General features: G+C 68.1%; 16 protein-coding genes and 1 pseudogene. 6 read left to right on the top strand and 11 right to left on the bottom strand.

The features are described from left to right. Nucleotides 1-42: 42 nt before the first annotated feature. From C446_RS10835 to C446_RS10810, 6 genes are all read right to left on the bottom strand, one after another. Entirely contained in the window at nt 43-1131 is a 1089-nt protein-coding gene (locus tag C446_RS10835; RefSeq protein WP_006673140.1) for a beta propeller repeat protein, read from the bottom strand. Continuing rightward, nucleotides 1128-2408 (bottom strand): Glu/Leu/Phe/Val family dehydrogenase, encoded by a 1281-nt coding sequence (locus tag C446_RS10830; protein ID WP_006673139.1) that lies wholly within the window; start codon nt 2406-2408, stop codon nt 1128-1130. The genes C446_RS10835 and C446_RS10830 overlap by 4 nt, the downstream gene beginning before the upstream one ends. Before the next feature lie 112 nt (nt 2409-2520). Beyond that, on the bottom strand, nt 2521-2880 hold the full coding sequence (locus tag C446_RS10825; RefSeq protein ID WP_006673138.1) for a helix-turn-helix transcriptional regulator: 360 nt from the start codon (nt 2878-2880) through the stop codon (nt 2521-2523). A gap of 86 nt (nt 2881-2966) precedes the next feature. Beyond that, on the bottom strand, nt 2967-3293 hold the full coding sequence (locus tag C446_RS10820) for a hypothetical protein (RefSeq protein WP_006673137.1): 327 nt from the start codon (nt 3291-3293) through the stop codon (nt 2967-2969). A gap of 117 nt (nt 3294-3410) precedes the next feature. Further along, nucleotides 3411-4958, bottom strand: coding sequence for a cytochrome c oxidase subunit I (locus C446_RS10815; protein ID WP_006673136.1), 1548 nt, complete (start codon nt 4956-4958; stop codon nt 3411-3413). Beyond that, nucleotides 4955-5776 carry a hypothetical protein gene (locus C446_RS10810; protein WP_006673135.1) on the bottom strand — a complete coding sequence of 274 codons (822 nt, stop codon included), beginning with the start codon at nt 5774-5776 and terminating at the stop codon, nt 4955-4957. The genes C446_RS10815 and C446_RS10810 overlap by 4 nt, the downstream gene beginning before the upstream one ends. Nucleotides 5777-5835: 59 nt before the next feature. Here C446_RS10810 and C446_RS18770 point away from each other — a divergent pair, with 59 nt between their 5' ends. Further along, complete coding sequence (locus tag C446_RS18770) at nt 5836-6015, top strand: hypothetical protein (protein WP_152419427.1); 180 nt, start codon at nt 5836-5838, stop codon at nt 6013-6015. Between the two features lie 155 nt (nt 6016-6170). Here C446_RS18770 and C446_RS10805 read toward each other — a convergent pair whose 3' ends face one another. Together C446_RS10805 and C446_RS10800 are read right to left on the bottom strand one after the other, a co-directional pair. Beyond that, nucleotides 6171-7610, bottom strand: a complete 1440-nt coding sequence (locus C446_RS10805; protein WP_006673134.1) for a permease — start codon at nt 7608-7610, stop codon at nt 6171-6173. A 209-nt stretch (nt 7611-7819) separates the two neighbouring features. Beyond that, nucleotides 7820-8263: a hypothetical protein gene (locus C446_RS10800; RefSeq protein WP_006673133.1), complete on the bottom strand. Its 444-nt coding sequence runs from the start codon at nt 8261-8263 to the stop codon at nt 7820-7822. A gap of 208 nt (nt 8264-8471) precedes the next feature. Here C446_RS10800 and C446_RS10795 point away from each other — a divergent pair, with 208 nt between their 5' ends. From C446_RS10795 to coxB, 5 genes are read left to right on the top strand one after another with little or no spacing between them, the layout of a single operon-like run. Then, a complete protein-coding gene (locus tag C446_RS10795) occupies nt 8472-9038 on the top strand; it encodes a hypothetical protein (protein WP_006673132.1) in 567 nt (188 codons plus the stop codon). After that, on the top strand, nt 9035-10093 hold the full coding sequence (locus C446_RS10790; RefSeq protein WP_006673131.1) for a TIGR00341 family protein: 1059 nt from the start codon (nt 9035-9037) through the stop codon (nt 10091-10093). Before C446_RS10795 ends, C446_RS10790 begins: the two co-directional genes overlap by 4 nt. Before the next feature lie 27 nt (nt 10094-10120). Beyond that, the gene (locus C446_RS10785) at nt 10121-11476 is read left to right on the top strand and encodes a hypothetical protein (RefSeq protein WP_006673130.1); all 1356 of its coding nucleotides are present in this window, start codon (nt 10121-10123) and stop codon (nt 11474-11476) included. Beyond that, nucleotides 11473-12426, top strand: a complete 954-nt coding sequence (locus C446_RS10780) for a hypothetical protein (RefSeq protein WP_006673129.1) — start codon at nt 11473-11475, stop codon at nt 12424-12426. The genes C446_RS10785 and C446_RS10780 overlap by 4 nt, the downstream gene beginning before the upstream one ends. Nucleotides 12427-12461: 35 nt before the next feature. Continuing rightward, the gene (coxB, locus tag C446_RS10775; protein ID WP_006673128.1) at nt 12462-13307 is read left to right on the top strand and encodes a cytochrome c oxidase subunit II; all 846 of its coding nucleotides are present in this window, start codon (nt 12462-12464) and stop codon (nt 13305-13307) included. 227 nt (nt 13308-13534) lie between these two features. Here coxB and C446_RS10770 read toward each other — a convergent pair whose 3' ends face one another. The 3 genes and pseudogenes from C446_RS10770 to C446_RS19085 form a co-directional block, all read right to left on the bottom strand. Continuing rightward, on the bottom strand, nt 13535-14176 hold the full coding sequence (locus C446_RS10770) for a 30S ribosomal protein S3ae (protein WP_006673127.1): 642 nt from the start codon (nt 14174-14176) through the stop codon (nt 13535-13537). After that, a complete protein-coding gene (locus C446_RS10765; protein ID WP_006673126.1) occupies nt 14169-14525 on the bottom strand; it encodes a KEOPS complex subunit Pcc1 in 357 nt (118 codons plus the stop codon). Before C446_RS10765 ends, C446_RS10770 begins: the two co-directional genes overlap by 8 nt. After that, nucleotides 14522-14801 (bottom strand): annotated as a pseudogene (locus C446_RS19085) (exonuclease); the annotation flags it as partial. The gene C446_RS10765 and the pseudogene C446_RS19085, both read right to left, overlap by 4 nt.

Below are 14801 nucleotides of genomic sequence, written 5' to 3'. Positions count from 1 at the left end.
ATCGGTTGACATCGGTCGAACAGGAGGGAAGGAGCCGGGCGGTCATCGGTCGGAGCGGTCGCGTTCGAGAACGACGCCGCCAGCGCCGACCGCGACGTCGAGCGGGGCGGTCGCCAGGCCGTCGTCGACGTCGGCGCTCGAGCGGGCGAGCGCGAGGCCGAACAGTGACTTCTCGGTGGGTGACTCGAGTTCGGTCCAGCGGATGCTCGCCTCGCGCTCGTAGAGCCGGCCGCCGGTTGCGACGGCGAGAGTGTCCGATCCACGGGCCCGGATCGCCTGGAGTGCCCCCTGGCCGACGTGTAGCGGCGTCCAGTTCTCGCAGTCCGGATCGTACCAGTAGGCGATGCCGTCAGCGCCGGCGATGAAGACCTCGTCGTCGCCGGCCCACACGTCCTGGAAGTCGACCTCAGCGTTGCGGACGCCGATGTGCTCCCACTCGTCGCCTGCATCCTCGGTGTCGTCGCTCGCGTCGCTCTCGCCGGACAAGGTTGCGGGTTCACGGTAGGCCCCGCCGCTGGTGTCGATGGCGTAGAACCCGTTCGGGCCGGCCGTCACCCCGGGAATCGTCGAGCCGCCACCCGGTTCGACCACGTCACCCCAGACCGGACAGCCGTCCTCGACGGTACAATCGAGCACTTCGCCGGAGCCGTTGGCGATTCTGACGTGTTCCTCGCCGGTCGGGCCGGCGACGGCGATGGCTTCCCAGGTGCTCGTCTTCTCCATCGGTGCAGTGTAGTCGCTCAGGTGGCCGTCAGCGACGTCGTAGTAGCCGAGCGCGCCGCTGTCGCCCGCGAACCAGACCCGACAGCCGTCGTCGGTCGCGGCGATATCGCGGAGGGTGTTGTCCGAGACGCCAGGGCCGCGCTCGAGGAGGATCGTCCACTCGTCGTCGCGCCCGAGCAGGAGCCCGCCTTCACCGCAGGCGTAGGGGCCGTCCTGTCCGTGAACGACGCCGTGGAGGGTGCGGGACGTCGGCGACTCGGCGTCGGTCCAGCCGTCGGAACCGCCGTCCGTTCGGACGGCATCGTCGTCCCGTCGCTCGTCGCTGGCTTCGTCGTCGGTCCCGAGTGGACCGACATCGCGGACCCGTTCGAGGGCGTCGAACAGCGTCTCGTCGATACGGTCGATCATCGCATCACCTCCCGAGCCGCGGCGAGTCGGGAGCAGCCGACACTGTAGGCGGCCTCGCGCCAGGTCAAGTTGCATCGGTCGCGACGCTCCCGTACGTCGCCGACGGCGTCGGCCAGCGCGTACTCGAACTCGTTTGTCACACGCGCGCTGCTCGTCCGATCGCGACCGACGCTTCGAACCCACTCGAGGTGGGCCGCGATCGGTCGGCCGACCGTCGCCAGCACGGCGGGGACGACGTCGACGCCGCGTTCCTCGAGGGCTCGCTGGCCGCCAGGGGTCACGCTGCCGACAGCGCCCTCGACGACGAGATCGGCCTCGACCTTGGCGGCGTTTTCGGCGGTGACTGCCGTCGTGTTCGCCGCGAGAAGCAACACGTCGCTCGAGTGCCCGAGGACGTTCTCGGTGCCGGTCATCGTCCCGTCGTCGAACTCCGCGAGCGCCCCTGGACGCCGGAGGTAACTCGGGACGAGGTCGGTGTCGAGTCCTGCCCCGTCGTCGGCGGCGATGCCTGCTTGCTGGCTACACATCGCGGTGACGGTGCCGCCACGGGATTCGAGGCGGCGTGCGGCCGCCGAGCCGACGCTGCTGGCACCGTAGACGGCGGCGGTCGCCTCGGACAGCGGCCGGTCGTGATCCGTCTCGAGGATGTCTCTTGCGACCGAGGCGACGCTGCGGCCGCCGGTTACGGCGAGTTCGCGGAGGCCGCCGAGGGCTGGCGGCTTGCCGACGACCGTCGCCGTCTCGGGCCGGTCGACCCGGTCCGAGACTGCGCTCGCGAACCGCGCCATCGTCCGCCGGTCGGTACCAACGTCGGGAGCGAGCACGTCGTCGTTCGGCCCGACGCCGTCGATCCGATCGGCGTAGGCGCGGGTGAGCCGAACGCGTTCCGTTCGGGTGAGTTCCGACGGCTCGACTGCGATACCGCCGGCGGCACCGCCGAACGAGACGCCGGCGACCGCGGCACGGACGGTCGCCGCGAGGGCGAGGCCGGCACAGTCGTCGCCGTCGAGGTCGGGCACGTAGCGGTGCGGGCCGAGGAAGGGGCCGCGAACGCCGTCGTGACGGACCCGGTATCCGTCGCAGACGTCGACCGTGCCGTCGTCGCGTTCGAAGGGGACCGGAATCCGCTGTCGGCCGTGAGGATGGAGGAGTCGCTGTTCGATCGACTCCCCGAGACCGAGACGACGCGTCGCCGTCGTCGCGTAGGTCCACGGGGCGTCGAGGTCGGGGGCTGTACTCTGTGGTCCGTCGTCGAGAGAGTCGTGAAACGGTGACATAGGTGGTGAATCGGTAGTCGTCTATCGGTCGCGTCGGGGACGGTAGGGAAACGACCGGTCGCCGATCGGGCAGCCGGGTCGAGACCGGTCCCGACGGCGTTGGGAACGGGCCTCAGCGGTCGTGGAAGAGACACTCCCGTTCCCACTCGTGATGCTCCTCGAGGCGCTCGTTGGCGCGTGTGCTGGGGCGGTAGGCGTTGGTACGCCCGTCCAGCGGGTGTTTTTCGACGTAGCCTTCGTCGACGAGTTCGCCGAGGTTCTTGTAGAGTCGACCCTGGCTAATCTCCTCGTCGTAGTAGCAGTCCAGGGTATCCTTGATGACGAGGCCGTGCGGGTTGCTCTCCGCGAGCTTCCGGATGACGAACAGCTGATCGCGCTTGAAGCCCGTCAGGTTCGTCAGCGGCTGCGGAGTCGGTTTTTCGGTGCACGATTCGGTCGTCTCGTCGTCGTTCGGTTCCGTTCGATTGGACATCGGTGCATCACTGGCGGCCGAGCCGCCGACGCTACGCGCGGGGGATCGAACCCGCACCCGGCCGAATCCGGACGTAGCTACCCGCCTCAGGGACCGAACTCGAGGCGATGTTCACGATAGAGGACGGCGAGGAAGACGCCGAGCGGGACGAACCCGAGGATGACGAGCGCCAGCGCGGCGTAGAGCGTGCTCGTCAGCCCGACGCTGACGACGAAATACAGCAGGACGGCTGCCGCCGCCACAAACAGCAGGCCGACACTCGAGAGCACGAGGCCGAAACTCAGTCGCCGAAACTGCCACTCGAGGTTCTCCGAGCGGCGGAGTTGCTCGACGAGGACGACGACCGGCGGAATCGTCAGCGCGATCAGTTGCAGGAGCATCAGTGCGACATCGGTGCTTTCGGTAGTTGTCATGGGGACTGAGTGTGGTGTGTGGACCGCAGGCGACTGCGGCGGTTCGAGCGCGATACCTGCCACTCGAGGGTGGCGAAGCGACCGGTGGGTCGGACCGTCACCGTCGGCGTCGGATCGTCACCGCCGGTTCCACTCGCGAGCGTGTGCGGGAGCGTCCGCGAGGTCCCACGGATCGTCGGGAGCGGGATCGCCGCGTCGCAGCGACCGCGCGAGGTTGGCGAGGAAAACGAGCTGACCGACTGCGATGACGTACGCGCCGACGGTCGCGAGCTGGTGTAACGGTGCGTACGCCGACGCGTAGGTCGCGACGCGTCTCGGTTGGCCCGCGAGGCCGACCAGCAAGAGCGAGCCGAACGCGACGGCAATTCCGACGATCGTCAGCCGGACGTGCAGGCGAGCGAGGTCGGGGTCGTACTGGCGACCGGTCAGGAGGGGAAACCAGTAGTAGACGCCCGCGACGAGCGCCAGCGCGACGAACCCGGCCAGCAGCAGGTGGAAGTGCGCGACGACGTAGTACGTCCCGTTGTACTGGACGTTGATCGGCGAGACGGCGAGGAAGACCCCGGTGACGCCGCCGACGACGAAGAAGCCGACCGCAGCGACGACGGCGAGCATCGGCGCGGGGTACCGGATCGAGCCACCCCACAGGGTGCCGAGCCAGCTACAGAGCTTCGCGGAGCTCGGTACGGCCACGGCCAGCGTGAGGACCATGAAGGCCATCCGGGTGGACGGCCCCGTACTGGCCACGAACAGGTGGTGGCCCCAGACGACGAACGAGATGACGCCGATCGCGACGGTGGAGTAGACCGCCGAGTGGCGACCGAACAGACGGCGGCCGGCAAACCGCGGGAGGACGTGGCTGACGATCCCCATCGGCGGCAACACCAGTATGTACACCAGCGGGTGGGCGAAGAACCAGAACAGGTGCTGCCAGCGCTGCGGTCCGCCGCCGGCCGCGACGAACCCGGTGCCAAGCGCCCGGTCGGCGAGCAGCAGCGACGCGGCCAGCGCGAGCACCGGAAACGCGACCGCCGCCATCGCCGCGGCCGTCAGCACCGTCCAGGTGAAGGTGTCGACGTCCCGCCAGGGGACGCGCCGACGCCGAACGATGGTGACGACGAGGTCGACGCCCGTCAGCGCGGTCCCGACGGCGACAAGGAGCAGTCCGACGAGTAGCGCATCGATAGCGGGATTGGCTGACAGGGCGCTCAGCGGGGTGTAGAGCGTCCACCCGACTGCCACCGGCTCGAGTCCGCCGACGCCGAGGACGCCCCCGATGGTGCCGGCGCGGATCGCAAGCGCCGCGAGTACCTGCGACCAGAACGCCGCCGTTGCGAGGGCCGGAAACGCGGTCCGGTCCGCACCGATCAGCGAGGGGACGGCGGCGTAGGCGACCCCCCAGATCGCCGGGAGCGCGAACAGGAACAGCATCGTCAGCCCGTGAGTCGTGAAGAACGCGGCGTACGTCTCGGCTCCCCACCGGTCGAGTCCCGGTGTGACCAGCGCCGTCCGGAGCAACAGGGCGTCGAGTCCGCCCCAGAGGCCAAACAGCAACGCGAACCCGAGATAGCGCCGGGCGAGTCGGCCGTGTCCGACGCCGATCCTTTCGGTCCGAAGCCAACGGGCGACCCCTGTGAGCGTCCGCCGCGGCGTCGAGCGTGTCATCCGTCGCGGCCGAACTGAAACGCCCGGCCGAGTTCACGGACGCCGAGCAGGCCGACCGTCGTCGCGGCGGTGAACGCGGCGAGGGGATCGACCGCATAGAGGACGCCGGCGACCAGGGGCGCGAGGACGACGGCGAGTCGAACCACCGCCCGAACGTCCTCGGTCGCGCTCGAGCCAGGGATCGGCGCGTCTCGAGCGCTGGCTCCGACGGTCGGCCGGAGCGGTTCGATCGCGGTACGACAGCCGAACAGTCCGAACAGCACGGCGACGACGCCGGCGCTCGTCGGGGCTGCTACGAGCGCCATCGGGAACAGGGAGACGCCCACGAGGCCGACGGCGAGCAGTACCCGGCGATCGACGCTCGAGCGCACCCGCGGAGAGCCGATCGCGCCGAGGATCGCGCCCGCCGCCTCCACGAGGACGAAAGCGCCGAAGACGGCGATCGGAGCCAGTGTGAACCCTCCGATCGAGAAGCCAACAGGCTCGTAGTCGACGACCAGGAGGACCAGAAACGGCGAGACGCCGACGATCGCGACGCGAACGAGCGCGTCGCCGACGATAGCCCACCGGGCTCGGTCGGGTAGATCGGCGACGACAGTCCGGGCACGCTCGAGCGTCGGGGTTTCGCTGGCCACCGAGAGCGATCGACCGTCGCCGTGGACGGCTTCGACCGACGAACCCAGCGCGACGGCGGCGACGAGCGCGGCCGCGGCCCCGATGGCAGAGAGCAACGCGATCCCGGTCCCCACGGTGTCCGCGCTGGCGACGGCCGCGACCGCGATCGGTGCGGCCGTGGCGACGCCGAGAGCACCGATCACAGCGCGGGTTCGCGGGTCCGCCGCTTCGATCGNCCATCAGAGATGTGTATAAGAGACAGGTGCCAAGCAGGGCATCGAGCGTCGGCGCGCCGGCCAGCGCGAGTAGGCCGGCAGCCGCGAGCAGCGTCGAGCACAGCGCCACGACCGGTGTCGACACGCCGTCGCTCGAGCGCGAGGCTGCGACGGCGGCGACGCCGAGGCCGAGCGTCGCGAGGGACCCGACGACGACCGGCCCGTAGCCGATCGAGACCACGAACGCGGGCAGGTAGCGTTCGGTTATCCGGACGAGGCCGTGTCCCATCGTGAGCGCGGCGAGACAGACGGCGCTTGTCGGCTCGAGCCGGTCGACGGCCGCGGGGAGCTGTGGTGGAACCATGAATCCGTGTCGAATCAGTCAGTTCAGGCCGCGATCCTCCAGTGCGTAGGCGATTCGCCTGGCGACGTCGGAGACGCGGAGGTAGACGCCGGCGACGTGGGGGACGATCCGTTTCCAGATTCGGCGACGCTGAGCCGGCTCGAGGGCGGTGTAGACCTGCACCGCGAGGATCGGTGCGGCGACGACGTTGAGGAGGGCCGTGTACGTCCCGGGGACGGTGCCGCCGGCTGCCGAGGGAGCGGGGATGAGCCCGAGCCCGCCGAAGAGCAGTTCGACGGCGAGGCCGGCGACGACCGCGGCGAGGAAGAAGGCAACGAAGATCGCACCGGCCATGCGGGGGCCGTAGTAACGATGGTAGGTACGGACCAGTGGCAGGATGAGCAGGTCCGCGAAGATGAACGCCAGAATACCGCCGAAGGAGACGCCGTTCTGCCAGAGAACGACCGCGAACGGGACGTTTCCGACCGAGCAGAGAAACGTCAGCACGCCGACGATGGCCCCCAGGACGACGTTCGAGACGAGCCGGAGCACACTCCCCTCGGCACCGACGCCGAAGATGGTGGTCCACCAGGTCGTGGGTACCAGCGCGGCCAGCAGACCGGCGATGAGAAAGCCGAGGACGATATCCCGCCAGAGCATGTCCCACTCGCGGATCGTCTTCGCGGCCGCCGAGCGCCAGCGGTCGCCCGAGAGCAGCTCCGGCCCGGCCGTGACGGGGGCCTGGTCGTCGATGGGATCGTAGGCTCCCTGACAACCGCCACAGCAGAAGTACCGTCGCTCGCTGTCGACCCTTCGCTCGAGCACGTCGCCGTCGGTCGGGTCCACGCGCATTCCGCAGGCGGCACACTCGAGTTCGTCGAGCGCCCGCGCGTTGGCTCGTGCCTGCTCGATCCAGGAGTCCGGGACGAACCGACGGTAGACGACTCCGAGGACGACGACGGCGACGAGCCCGCCGAGGAGTTCGGCGGCGACGAACTGCCAGCCGAGCAACAACAGGACGACGAGCGCGAGTTCGAGCACGAGATCGGTACTCGCAAACTGGAACGCACCGAGACTGGCCGGCGCGGACGCGCCCTTCGAGAACAGCGACCGGGTCGTCGCGACCGCCGAGAACGAGCAACTCGAGGAAGAGGCCCCGAAGAGCGCGCCGTAGGCGATCGACTTCCAGTCGTCGTCGCCGAGGTAGTCGCCGAGTCGATCTTCCGAGACGAACTCCTGGACCGCGCCCGTGATCGTAAACCCGAGCACGAGTGCCCACCACGTCTCCCAGCCCATCTCGAACGCGATCAGGACGCCCTCGACGAGACCCACCAGTAACGCGCCGAGCATCCCCAGGAGTCGGGCAGCGAGACCCAGTCCACCGCCACTCGCGTGTGCATCGAGCGGTCCGACGATCGGGTGGCCGTACGCGAGCGTACTGACGGACGCGTCCGTAATGGGGTGTATCGCCGAGAGCATGGTGGAACGAATGGGGACGACTGTGAGCGAGGCGGTCGGTCGGACCGACATCGCCGCGAGCGAACAGTAGCGGCTATGCTGTCGGGCCAGGATGTCATTCGCGCCCGAGAGTGGCGCGTCGTCCTGGCCTTCCAACAGTCACCACCAACGGTTGTTGCCGTAAAAAGATGGACGAAACCTAGAGAATGTACAGCGAGGGGGCAATCCCCTCAGCGGGTCAGCAGGCCGATCGCACGGTGGCGATTGTACAGGTAGACGAGACACACCGTCACGGTCGAAAGGAGGAAGGCGACGACGGCGATCGCGATCCCAATGCTGAATCCGGCTGCAAGCCCCGACAGGATGCCCAGCAGGAGGGGAGCGACGATCGCCGCACCGACGTAAGTCTCGCGATCCGGAACCCAGTCGTCGGCGTCGGCCGCGACGACTTCGGCGTCCCGCCAGATCGCCGGCAGGCTGACGGCACCGCCGGCGGTGATCACGGTTAGCAGCGCGATACTTCCGAGACTCGAGGCTACGACGCCGCCACCATTGGTGAGGCGAGCAAGCGAGACGATTCCGAGGAGACTCACGGCGGGGTAGCCGATCAGCACGTACCAGTACCACGGGGCGCGACCGGTCGAATCGAGCGGAGCGAGATCATCGAGCGACATGGTGCACCCGCCGTTGGCACCCTCCACACATAAATTGTCTAAATTGGTAATATTACGAAACAAAATGTCTGCAGAGGCCATCCACAGGCGCTCAAAGGTACGATATTTTATCTCAGATAGTTCCAGTATGGTGTCAACTTAAACCACCGGCACCGCTATCTCTGGCATCCGGTCGGGCCGCATCGCGGTTCGATCGGCATCCAACACGATGATTGGTGAACACGCATTCTGTCCGACCAGCGGTGCATCTCTCTCGCGAGAGGTCCACTACGACGATCGTGGCCGTCCCGAGCGGACGCCCCAGTCAGACGACCTCTCGCCGAACGCAACTCTCGAGGCCCCACTGACGACGGGAGCCCGTCGATCCTCGAGACGTGCCCTTCTGACGTACTTCCGGCGGTGTCACCGCCGACACGCCGATGCCGACGACGAGTGCTATCGGCGCGCGGCGCTGGCGCTCGCCAGATTGAAACGGACGGCCTCGGGCCGCGACGAACGTGACGTCGTCGTCTGGTTTGCGCTCGGGGAACGGCTCGCCTACGAGGGCTTCGACGTCGAGTGGATGGCTGCACATGCCGACCCTCGTTGTCCCGACTGCGGTGCCCGCCTGTCGTACGCGTCCGATTCGGACGGGCTGGTCGGCTACTGTGGGGTCTCGTGTCGCGACGAGCGAACGGACCGACTCGCGGAGATCCGCGAAACGGTTCGGTCGCTGTTCGCGCGAACCTACCCCGACGAGCCGACACCAGAAACGGATGCCCTCACGTTGCTGTGATCGATCGCGACGCCGGTCGCCAGGTCGACGACGGAACGACGACCATGCGCCTGCTGACGGTACTCACCGACTCGCAGTCGACGACGGACGAGGTCAGCGCCGTTCTCGAGCGCCACGACCTCCAGTACAGTCTCGCCGACCACAGCGACGGCGACCAGTGGACGATCACTGCCCCCGTCCCCGAGCACGCGGTCGAACCCCTCGAAGACGAACTGTCGTCGGTCGGCGACGACCTAACCATCGTCGTCGACGAACCGATGACGATCGTCGGCAACGGCTGGGACGAATCCGGCCCCGAGCGGCCCGACTGGCTGTCGTTCGAACGCATCTCCCGCAGCGAGCTCCGTTCGAAGGCCCGGGCACAGCTCCCGTCGCTCACGATCTTCGCCGCGATGAGCGCGATCAGCGGTGTCGTCGCGACCACCGGCGTCCTGCTGGACTCGCTTGCGGTTCTGGTCGGCGCGATGGTGATCGCGCCGCTGCTCGGGCCGGCGATGGCCTCGAGCGTCGCCACCGTCCTCGACGAGCGCCCGCTGTTCGTCCGCGGCGTCAGACTGCAACTCGTCGGCGTCGGCGTCGCGATGGGAAGCGCACTCGCGTTCGCGATGTTCTCGCGGACATCGCCGGTCGTCGCCGCGACCGTCGACCTCGAGGCGAGTCTTGGCCTCGGCAGTCACGGGTTACCGCCATCGCTACTCGTGACGGTCGCGATCTGCTCCGGTATCGCCGGCGGCCTCGGGATGGCGACGACGGGTATCACGGACCTCATCGGGGTGATGATCGCCGCCGCGATCATGCCGCCGATCGGCGTCGTCGGCGTCGGCGTCGCCTGGAACGAACCCGCAGCCGTGATCGGATCGCTCGTCGTCGTCGCGGTCAACCTCACCGCGATCAACGTCGGCGCGATCGCGACCCTGTGGACCGTCGGCTTTCACCCCTCGGACCGTGCCCGAATCCGGACGACCAGGGGCGCGATACTCCGGCGGATCGTCTTGCTTGTCGGGGTCTTGCTCGTCGCTATCCGGGCACTCGAGTGGCTCTCCAATGGGTTCTGAACCGCATTATCGACGACCGCGCTACCGATGACTGACGATCCCTCCCTCGACGGTGACGGCGAATCGTGTTCGACGATCGACGACGATCCCTCGGACGGCAAAACGGATTCGATACCCGACAGCGATCTCGCGGACGACACATCGGAATCGACTATCGACGGCGACCCGGCCGAGGAGGACCGCGCTGGTGACACCTCGTTCGGTGGCTCCGTCGTTCGATACGCGCTTTGGCTGACGGTCACCACCGTCGTGGTCGCCGCTCGGATCGTCTGGGCCGGCGTTCGAATCGTCGCTTACCGGCTGCGCGACACCGAAACCCGCGGCGAGTGGCGACGCTGGCTCCTGCTCGAGGGCGACCGCCGGGTGATCGTCGGCGGCTTCGTCGCCGGCGTCTTCGCGCTCGCGCTCGTTCTCGGGCTCAGCGACGTCATCGGGGTCCGTGAGAGCCGGTTCGTGACGACGATGTTCAGTACGATGATCGCGGGGCTGTTCTCGTTCATTCCGATCGTCGTCGCGGTCAACCAGCTGATCATCTCCCGGCTGTTTGGCACCCCCGACCGACTCACCGACCGCATCGACGGCGTCCAGGAGTTCCGCAGCCGCGTCGAGACCCAGACCGATGGCGACGGCGTCAGCCCGAGCAACCCTGCTCCCTTCCTCGCCCGGCTGGCTGGCACGCTCGGCGGTCGCGCGGACGCGCTCGCGACAGAGTGTGATAGGGCAGCAACCGGAGAGACAGCCACGGGGGACGACCCGCCCGCCGACTCGGCGACTCCCTCCTCCGCCCTCGAGTCGGTCTCCCGCTTTGCGACCCACACTCGCGAACACACGGACAGCCTCTCGTCGCGGCTCACCGGCGGCACGGAGTCGGTGTTCGACGTCGTCCTCCCGACGATCGACCACGACTACGCCGGAGCCGCGAACGAGGCCCGTCGCCTCGAGCGACGGTTCGACGAGGAGCTCTCCGATCGGGCAGCGACGCTGCTCGAGGACCTCCGGGGGCTGTTCGTCGCGGCGGACGCAACCCGCCAGTACTTCACGACGATCTACCTCCAGCGCGAACTCGCGCGGCTGTCCCGGCTGATCACCTACAGCGGCACCGCGGCGATCTTGCTCTCGTCGCTCGTCATTATGATCTACGCGAGTGGCTACCCGCCGGTCGCGTTCGAGGGATGGCTGCTCGTGCTCGTCAGCCTCGCGCTCGCGGTCGCGTTCAGCCCGCTTGCAGTCCTCTTTGCCTACGTCGTCCGCGTCTCGGCGATCCTCAAGCGAACGTCCGCGCCGGGCGCGTTCACCCTGTCGGATACGTACCACGGGACGAACGGTACCGACGGCGTCCACACGACGAACAGCGACGATCGGGCGAGCGAGGACGACGAATGACGAACCGACGATCCGTCCTCGGGGCGATCGCCGCCGGGATCGGGTCGCTCGCCGGCTGCGTCGACGCCGACGGGAAGTGGGTCGCCGCCGACGTTCCGACGGACGCGGCGCTGTACGACGTCGCGACGGCAGCCGACGGTGCCTACGCCGTCGGCGAAGACGGCATCCTCCTCGAGCGAACCGACGGCGACTGGTCCATCCGCCTCGAGGGCGGCCCCGACGGGGCGGGCGACGCCTTCCGGGCCGCGACAGCGACGAACAACGGCCGGACACTGTGGGTGGCCGGAGACGGCGGCACGCTGGCGCTGTACGACGTCGTCGCGGATCGCATCGTCGACTTCTCGGCACCCCGAGGTGCAACGTCCTCGTGGACTGCGGTCGCAGCCGCCGGATTGTCCGGCGAGGAGCGTCTGTCGGTCGTCAACAGCTCCGGCGAACTCTTCCGCGGGCGTCGCGACGGCCCGGCCGTCGAGTGGGCCGATCCGATCAAACCGGGCAGCGGCTCGAGCGTCACCGACGTCGCCCTGACGGCGCTTACCTACGGCTACGCCGTCGATACCGACGGCGGCGTCTTCGAGTCACGGGACGGTGACGTCTCCTGGACGCAGATCGGGATCGACGGTGCGGGCGTCGACTTCGAGACCGTCGCGGCCATCGACGACGGCCACGTCTCGGTCGCGGGCGGCGACGGCACTGTCTTCGCCTACGACGGCGTCGCCTGGTCGCGAACGTCGCTCGGCGAGCAGCCGATCGTCGCGCTAGCACGCGAGCGATACGACGCGCTGGCCGTCTCCGCAGCCGGCGTCGTCTACGAACGGAACTTCGACGGCTGGACCGAAAACGAGCGACTCGAGGTCGGGGTCGAACCCCACTCGGTGGCACTCGGAACAGCCCGCACGCCGCAGGTGATCGTCGGCGAATCGGGGACGGCGTTCGAGCGGCGGTACTGACGCTTTCCGTCGCGGTTTGCGCTTCGATACCGACCATGATCTTCCACACAGCCACGTTCGATGCGGGCGACCGTACACGCCACTCGCGCTCGACCGGGGAACCGAACGCCGAACGCGCCGCCAACAAGCCACCGGGTCGATGCGTCGCGAGCGGCTGCTGTGCGATCGTCGGCTTCCTGCTCGCGACGGAGTCAGTCGCCGCGCAGTCTACCAATAGCGCGCTCATCGACGACCTCTACGTCCGGTTGCTCGCGATCGGAATCCCGCTGACCGTGCTCGTCCTCGCCGCGTTCGCCTACGCCGCCGTCCGGTTCCGGCGCGCCGACGAGCCGACGCCGACGCCCGAGGAGCCGGTACTCGAGGTCGTCTGGATCGTGGCAACGATCGTCGTCCTGCTTTTCGTCGCCGCCTCGGCCTACCCGGTGCTTGCGACGCCGTATCTCTCCCCGGACGGCCACTACTCGGACGGGAGCGCCGGCTCCCCGCCGGGCGACGAGGTGGCCGACGTCGAGATCGACGTCGTCGCGGAGCAGTGGACCTGGCAGGCGACGTACGAGGCGGCCAACGTCACTACCCGCAACGAACTGGTCTTGCCGGCCGACGAGGACGTGCGACTGGTGCTTTCCTCCCGGGACGTCATCCACTCGTTTGCCGCTCCGGAACTCGGCGTCAAACGGAACGTCTACCCCGGCGAGGAGACGACGATCCGAACTCTCGTCTACGAACCCGGCGAGTACCACGCCCACTGCACCGAGTTCTGTGGGGGCGGTCATCCCGAGATGACCGCGACCGTCACCGTCGTCAACCGCGAGACGTACGACGACTGGCTCGCCGACCACGAGGGCGACACCGACGTGACCGAACCGCCGGATTCGACGTGATCGGCTCGAGTACGGCCGACTCGACTATGTCGCCGTCGAAGCGACGTACTCGCCGCACTCGTCACACTCGTCGGAACCGACGCGACCGCAAAAAACGAGAACCGAAGTTCGAACGAAACGGTTCGTCGAACGTCTCGGCCGGGCTACCGATCGATGTCCTGCCGGGACCGCTACGGGGTCACCGGAGGCACAGGTCACCCGGAAACGACGACGTACGGCGGTCCGTATCAGTCGCCGGCAGCGACGTCTTCCTCGTCGACGTCGACGGAGGTCGCTTCCTCTTCGGCGACTTCCTCGGGGTGGGCCTCGAGGGTCGCCTTCTGGATTTCGACGCGGCGCAGCGGGTAGATCGTCTTCGCCTCGCCGTAGATCGCCGAAGAGAGACGGCCTTCGACGACACTGTCGATGAGCTCTTCGAAGGTGCGCTCGGCGGCGGCCTCCTCGACCATCGTAACCATCTGCTCGCGGATGGCCTTCTCCTGGCTCGCGTCGGCTTTCTTGGTCGTGAAGGCGACGGGCTGAATCTGGACGCGGTAGTCGTCCGTCGTGAGGACGGTGACGTAGGCCTCGATCTTGGAGGCTCCGCGTCGGACCAGCGAGCGCAGGTAGTCACGGGTCAGCGAGTGCTGCTGGAACTCCGTGTACGCCGTGTCGCTGCCCACGTCGTTGATCTTGAAGGTGAGCTTCGTGTTGTTCTCGCTGGCGGCACCTTTCAGGTCGCCAAGCGTCGTCTCGATAGTTCGGTCGTAGAGCTTTTCCGGTTCGTCGGCGGGGGTCTCGCCGAGCTCCTCCCGGTCGAACTGTTCCGGGGCGAGCACGGTGTACCACCGCTTCTCCTGTTTCGCGCGTGAAACTGAGCGTTCACTCATTGTTGGTAGTGTGTTCGGGTTCTGAGTCGGACGCAGGTCCCGCGTCCGTCGGTTGTCGATGCTGTGCTTCCGGGTCGCTCTCGGAGTCGGTTGCCGTCTCGGCTCCCGTCGCAGCGATGTCGATCGCCACGTCCAGGTTGACCACGTAGTCGTCTACCGTCGACTGGAGCCCGCTGGTCGTCTCGCGTTCGATTCGCGTGACGAGAGTGGGGGTTCCGTCCGCGCTCGTCTCGGTCTCACCGTCGTCGACTGCAACCGTCGTCTCCATCTCCGCAGTGTTGTCCGGCTCGAGTGCTCGAGCGAGCAGTTCCGGATCGTCGTGGTCCGTTCGAATCGTCGCTCGTCTCATAGGACCTCCCTCGCGGCCGTGATGACGGTCGATCGCTCGAGCTCGGTGTCCTCTCCGGCAAGTCGCAGGTAGCCGCGGCCTGGACCGATATCGTACTCGACGGACGCACCCGTCGTCTCGTCAGCCTCGACGTCGGCGTCGCCCTCTAGCTCGCGTGCGATCCGCTCGACCGACGGGCCGAGCGCCTCGCCGTCACGAGTCGCGAGGGCAGCCTCGCCGCCGTCCGCGGCGACAGCGAGCACGACCGGCTCCGGCGAGCGGTAGCCGGCAGCGAGA

The sequence above is a fragment of the Halobiforma nitratireducens JCM 10879 genome, assembly GCF_000337895.1.
Taxonomy (GTDB): domain Archaea; phylum Halobacteriota; class Halobacteria; order Halobacteriales; family Natrialbaceae; genus Natronobacterium; species Natronobacterium nitratireducens.
Note: the sequence above shows the minus strand (reverse complement) of the source record. Positions and strands in the feature narration are given on the sequence as shown.

Excerpts from the sequence above, each read along its gene's own strand:
- C446_RS10835 (WP_006673140.1), bottom strand. The coding sequence starts at position 1,131 with ATGATCGACCGTATCGACGAGACGCTGTTCGACGCCCTCGAACGGGTC.
- C446_RS10770 (WP_006673127.1), bottom strand. The coding sequence starts at position 14,176 with ATGAGTGAACGCTCAGTTTCACGCGCGAAACAGGAGAAGCGGTGGTAC.
- C446_RS10800 (WP_006673133.1), bottom strand. The coding sequence starts at position 8,263 with ATGTCGCTCGATGATCTCGCTCCGCTCGATTCGACCGGTCGCGCCCCG.
- C446_RS10825 (WP_006673138.1), bottom strand. The coding sequence starts at position 2,880 with ATGTCCAATCGAACGGAACCGAACGACGACGAGACGACCGAATCGTGC.
- C446_RS10780 (WP_006673129.1), top strand. The coding sequence starts at position 11,473 with ATGACGAACCGACGATCCGTCCTCGGGGCGATCGCCGCCGGGATCGGG.
- C446_RS10785 (WP_006673130.1), top strand. The coding sequence starts at position 10,121 with ATGACTGACGATCCCTCCCTCGACGGTGACGGCGAATCGTGTTCGACG.
- C446_RS10830 (WP_006673139.1), bottom strand. The coding sequence starts at position 2,408 with ATGTCACCGTTTCACGACTCTCTCGACGACGGACCACAGAGTACAGCC.
- C446_RS10805 (WP_006673134.1), bottom strand. The coding sequence starts at position 7,610 with ATGCTCTCGGCGATACACCCCATTACGGACGCGTCCGTCAGTACGCTC.
- C446_RS10820 (WP_006673137.1), bottom strand. The coding sequence starts at position 3,293 with ATGACAACTACCGAAAGCACCGATGTCGCACTGATGCTCCTGCAACTG.
- coxB (WP_006673128.1), top strand. The coding sequence starts at position 12,462 with ATGATCTTCCACACAGCCACGTTCGATGCGGGCGACCGTACACGCCAC.
- C446_RS10765 (WP_006673126.1), bottom strand. The coding sequence starts at position 14,525 with ATGAGACGAGCGACGATTCGAACGGACCACGACGATCCGGAACTGCTC.
- C446_RS10795 (WP_006673132.1), top strand. The coding sequence starts at position 8,472 with ATGATTGGTGAACACGCATTCTGTCCGACCAGCGGTGCATCTCTCTCG.
- C446_RS10815 (WP_006673136.1), bottom strand. The coding sequence starts at position 4,958 with ATGACACGCTCGACGCCGCGGCGGACGCTCACAGGGGTCGCCCGTTGG.